This is a genomic window from Synechococcus sp. R3-13, from assembly GCF_047462195.1.
Classification (GTDB): domain Bacteria; phylum Cyanobacteriota; class Cyanobacteriia; order Thermostichales; family Thermostichaceae; genus Thermostichus.
In genome coordinates this window covers 1-4,122 of the sequence record NZ_JANSIO010000154.1, presented here as the reverse complement: position 1 = coordinate 4,122, position 4,122 = coordinate 1, and the positions used below count along the sequence as shown (strand labels likewise).

Below are 4,122 nucleotides of genomic sequence, written 5' to 3'. Positions count from 1 at the left end.
CTGCGAAGCAGTCAGGGTCGGGTAGTTTACTCAACTGTAGTTGCTTCTTTCCATCCTAAGTTCAAACAAATAGCCACAACATATGGATCTCATTTTGCGCCGGGCCAATTTGCCGGATGGCCGCAAGGGAATCGATATCGGTATCGAGGGGGATCGCATTGTGGCTCTGGAAAGCAACTTACAAGCCACTGCCTCCCAAGAAATTGATGTCAGCAACCGCTTGGTGTCGCCCCCCTTCGTGGATGCCCACTTTCACATGGATGCCACCCTCACCTATGGGATCCCGCGCGTCAACCAGTCGGGCACCTTGCTAGAAGGGATCGCCCTCTGGGGGGAGTTGAAGCCGCTGTTGACCCCCGAGGCGGTGATGGAGAGGGCCTTGACCTATTGCGACTGGGCAGTGGCGCGTGGGATCCTGGCCATCCGCACCCATGTGGATGTGTGCGATCCCAACCTGTTGGCGGTGCGGGCGCTGCTGGAAGTCAAGCAAAAAGTGGCTCCCTACTTGGATTTGCAACTGGTGGCCTTTCCTCAGGATGGCTACTATCGCTCGCCAGGGGCGGTGCAGCTTCTGGAGAAGGCTCTGGATTTGGGGGTGGAGGTGGTGGGCGGGATCCCCCACTTCGAGCGGACGATGGCCGAGGGAGCAGCTTCGGTGCGGGCCCTGTGCGAGATTGCTGCGGCGCGCGGCCTGCGGGTGGATCTGCACTGCGACGAGACCGACGATCCGCTTTCGCGCCATGTGGAAACCTTGGCCTACGAAACGCTGCGGCTGGGCTTGCAGGGGCGGGTAGCCGGATCCCATCTAACTTCCATGCACTCGATGGACAACTACTACGTCAGCAAACTGATCCCCCTGATGGCCGAGGCAGAGCTGGGGGTGATCGCCAACCCGCTGGTCAATATGGTCATCCAAGGTCGCCACGATACCTACCCCAAGCGACGGGGGCTGACCCGGGTGCCCGAGCTGATGGCCGCAGGCTTGACGGTGGCCTTTGGTCATGACTGTGTGATGGATCCCTGGTACCCTTTGGGCAGCGGCAACATGCTGGAGGTGGCCCACATGGCCATCCACGCCGCCCAACTGACAGGCTATGAGCAGATGCGCCAGTGTTTCTTGGCGGTAACAGAAAACCCGGCCCGCATTCTGGGGTTGGAAGGCTACGGCCTAGAACCCGGTTGCTATGCCGATCTGGTGGTGCTCCAGGCCGCCGATGCCGTCGAAGCCATTCGCCTGAAACCGGCTTGCCTGTATGTCTTCCGCCGGGGCCGGCTGATCGCCCAAACGCCGCCTGTGGTCGCGCAACTCCATTTGCCTGAGCGCCCCACCCAGGTGGAGTTCACCCGCCAGCTTTAGACGTTAACGACGCACGGTGCCGCTGAAGCCGCTGGCTTTGAATTGCTCCAGGGTGAGGGGCAGGGGGCTGGTTATGGGCACCGAGATGCGAATTGAAAAAGGGCTCTCGCCGGGAGGAACTTCTGCAATGGCCCCCAGGCGGGTACGCTCCGGCAGAACCTCGTTGCCGTTGGCATCGTAAAGCCGACCGAAGACATCCGCGTTCAGCAGGGTATTTTTGGAGCGGTTGACCACTGTGCCTTCGACGAACAGGCACCTGGCCGGTATGGGGTTGCCGTTGCTGGTCACCAGGTTGGTGTATTCGGGGGTATCGGGACAGGGGGTGACGTGGAGATCCTTCAGTTGCAGGGGGATCGCCCCAAAGCCCATCAAGAGCACCGCCAATGCCACACAGCCAAAGCTCATGCAGACAAGACGCAGCTTTTGGGTTAGCCACTGCGCCGGCTTCCAAACTTGGCTCATCGTTTTTCCTCCAAGGCCCACCCTCTTTAGTCTAGGGGATCCCCGTCTCGTAGAACCTCTCCTCGGTTTGGATCCCATCCAGGCGCTGATCCCAAGGATCCTGAGGCAGGGGCTGCTCCAGCAAGCAGGCTTGGGGGAGGATGCCCCACTTGGGCACACTGGGATCCGGCAAAGCGGCCAAAAAGCGGTCGTAATAGCCGCCGCCATAGCCCAAACGCCTTCCCCAACGATCGCAGGCCAGGGCGGGCACCAGGATCAAATCCGCCTTGCCAGGGTCGATAACTGTGCTGCCGGGAGAAGGCTCCAGCAAGCCCCAGCAGTTGGGGACAAGCTCAGCCGGCTGGTAGCGGTGCCACTGCATTTGCCGCCGCGGCAGACAACGGGGGATCCCCCACTGCTTCTCTGGAAAAAGGGCAAACAGGGATCCCAGATCTACCTCGGAGCCAAAAGCTACGTAAGCCAGGATGGTTTTGGCAGCCAAGAGCTGGGGGCAAGAAGCCAAGTGAGCCACGATCTTCTGGCTGATAAGGGATCTGTCCAACCCCTGCCGCACCTGGCGAAAGTGCTGCCGCAGTTGAGACTTCTCTGAGGCCGGATCAAATCCCTTAGATCTCTCTGCTGGGACGGGCTGCACGGCTGGCACAGGGGATCCCTCAAGCACCGTTCCAGCCTACTGAATGCTTAGGAGTTCCACTTCAAAGTCCAGGGTGGCGTTGGGGGGGATCACCCCGCCTGCCCCGCGGCTGCCATAGGCCAACTCCGGCGGAATGCGCAAGTAGCGCTTGCCCCCCACCCGCATGGTGGCCAGCCCTTCCTCCCAGCCACGGATCACCTGCCCTACTCCGTAGGTGAAGACAAAAGGCTGATTGCGCTTGTAGGAGCTATCGAAGATGGTGCCATCCTGTAGCTTGCCCACGTAGTTGACCACCACCGTTTGCCCCGGCTGAGGCGAAGGCCCACTGCCTTGAGCAATATCGTAGTATTGCAATCCCGACTCGGTGGTGATGAAGTCCTTGGCTGGGGATTGCACGCTCACCACCGGATTGTCTTTGGCCCGCGATAGAGCTATGGCCGGCTGGCCGCCCCACACCCCAAGCCACAGCAAGCCCAGCACCAACAGCAGCACCCGTTTCATCCGTTGGCGTCTCCCCACCGCCGACTTTTTGCTTTCCTTTACCAATCTTAGAGGATCCCGCTAGCCTTTCAGTTCGGCAAATTCGATGATCTGACCCTGGTGATCCCGCACCCAAAAGACAAAGGGTTTCTCGGAGCGAATGCTGTTGCGGATCCCTTGTTTGTTGATTCGCTTCAGAAGGGCCTTAAGGGACTCCCGCTCATAGCTGACATGGCGATAGCGAACGCCGCTGCTGCGGCCCGCTGCCGGTACAGTCCCGTAAGCAGAAGCAGATGAGGAGCTAGGCCTAGAGGCGTTGCCGTAGGAACCGGACCCCGCATAGGGATCTGTAGAGCCAGGGATCACGTGCAATTGAACATTGTCGGAGAGTTGGTACCAAAGTCCGGGGGTATCCAATTGGGTGGGCCCAGAGGTGGGACGGGCTTTGGCATCGAAGCGGGGACTGAGGCCAATATCCCCTGGAAAGTAAGCGGATCCTAGGCTGTAGCCGACCATGCTTTGCTCGTAGCCGTAGTAGTACTGCAGGGGCAGCTCCGCTTCCGGCAGTTTCAACACCTTCTCGTAAAACCCTCTGGCCTGCTCCAAGTCCGGCACGATGATGGTGTGGACGCGGGGAGCGCCGCTTAAGAATGTCCACATGGCCCCCCCATAGGCCGATAGCAGCAAAAACATCAGCCCCTTCGTGGAGAGCAAAACCTCCAGGGGGATTAGGGGCAGCATCAGTCCAGGTGGGATGACCATCGGCACTTGTCCCTTCGCGGGTGGCTCTATGTCCAGTATAGGATCCGGGGAGAATCCTGGCCTTGGCCCACGCTCGATGAAGCTTGCTCTGTTTGCCCCCAGCCCGCGCGCCCGCCGGTTGGCCAACTCTCTGATCCCGCTCTTGGGCAAGGAGGTGAGCTGCTGGAGCAAAGCTGACCCGCAGGGGCTGCCCTCCCCCTGGCAGGCTTACGGGGATCCCAAGGATCCCACAGCGCCAGGCTCCCTAGCAGAAGCCGTTGCCCAAACCTGGCCCCAGGTGCAGGGCTGTCTCTTCATCTTGGCCGCAGGGTCGGTGGTGCGGCTCATTGCCCCCCTCTTGCAGGACAAGCAGCGGGATCCAGCGGTGGTGGTGGTGGACGAAGCCGGTCGCTGGGCTATTAGCCTGTGCGGGGGACATGTGGGGGGG

Annotated in this window: 5 protein-coding genes and 1 pseudogene; 2 read left to right on the top strand and 4 right to left on the bottom strand. The window is 60.7% G+C overall.

Translation table 11 applies throughout. The features are described 5' to 3' along the window. Positions 1 to 82 precede the first annotated feature (82 nt). On the top strand, positions 83 to 1,357 hold the full coding sequence (locus NW856_RS04915; protein WP_414399374.1) for an amidohydrolase family protein: 1,275 nt from the start codon (positions 83 to 85) through the stop codon (positions 1,355 to 1,357). Positions 1,358 to 1,360: 3 nt separating this feature from the next. Here NW856_RS04915 and NW856_RS04910 read toward each other — a convergent pair whose 3' ends face one another. From NW856_RS04910 to NW856_RS04895, 4 genes are read right to left on the bottom strand one after another with little or no spacing between them, the layout of a single operon-like run. Next, positions 1,361 to 1,819 carry an FxLYD domain-containing protein gene (locus NW856_RS04910; RefSeq protein WP_414332474.1) on the bottom strand — a complete coding sequence of 153 codons (459 nt, stop codon included), beginning with the start codon at positions 1,817 to 1,819 and terminating at the stop codon, positions 1,361 to 1,363. A gap of 31 nt (positions 1,820 to 1,850) precedes the next feature. Further along, positions 1,851 to 2,462, bottom strand: coding sequence for a 5-formyltetrahydrofolate cyclo-ligase (locus NW856_RS04905; RefSeq protein WP_414399373.1), 612 nt, complete (start codon positions 2,460 to 2,462; stop codon positions 1,851 to 1,853). A gap of 27 nt (positions 2,463 to 2,489) precedes the next feature. Further along, positions 2,490 to 2,954, bottom strand: a complete 465-nt coding sequence (locus NW856_RS04900) for an FKBP-type peptidyl-prolyl cis-trans isomerase (protein WP_414399372.1) — start codon at positions 2,952 to 2,954, stop codon at positions 2,490 to 2,492. 60 nt (positions 2,955 to 3,014) lie between these two features. Then, positions 3,015 to 3,695 (bottom strand): hypothetical protein, encoded by a 681-nt coding sequence (locus tag NW856_RS04895; protein WP_011432060.1) that lies wholly within the window; start codon positions 3,693 to 3,695, stop codon positions 3,015 to 3,017. Between the two features lie 76 nt (positions 3,696 to 3,771). Here NW856_RS04895 and NW856_RS04890 point away from each other — a divergent pair. After that, a pseudogene (locus tag NW856_RS04890) lies at positions 3,772 to 4,122 on the top strand (precorrin-3B C(17)-methyltransferase); the annotation flags it as partial.

What these genes read in the sequence shown, in the direction of transcription:
- NW856_RS04915 (WP_414399374.1), top strand. Translation starts at nt 83, where the DNA reads ATGGATCTCATTTTGCGCCGGGCCAATTTGCCGGATGGCCGCAAGGGA.
- NW856_RS04910 (WP_414332474.1), bottom strand. Translation starts at nt 1,819, where the DNA reads ATGAGCCAAGTTTGGAAGCCGGCGCAGTGGCTAACCCAAAAGCTGCGT.
- NW856_RS04900 (WP_414399372.1), bottom strand. Translation starts at nt 2,954, where the DNA reads ATGAAACGGGTGCTGCTGTTGGTGCTGGGCTTGCTGTGGCTTGGGGTG.
- NW856_RS04895 (WP_011432060.1), bottom strand. Translation starts at nt 3,695, where the DNA reads ATGGTCATCCCACCTGGACTGATGCTGCCCCTAATCCCCCTGGAGGTT.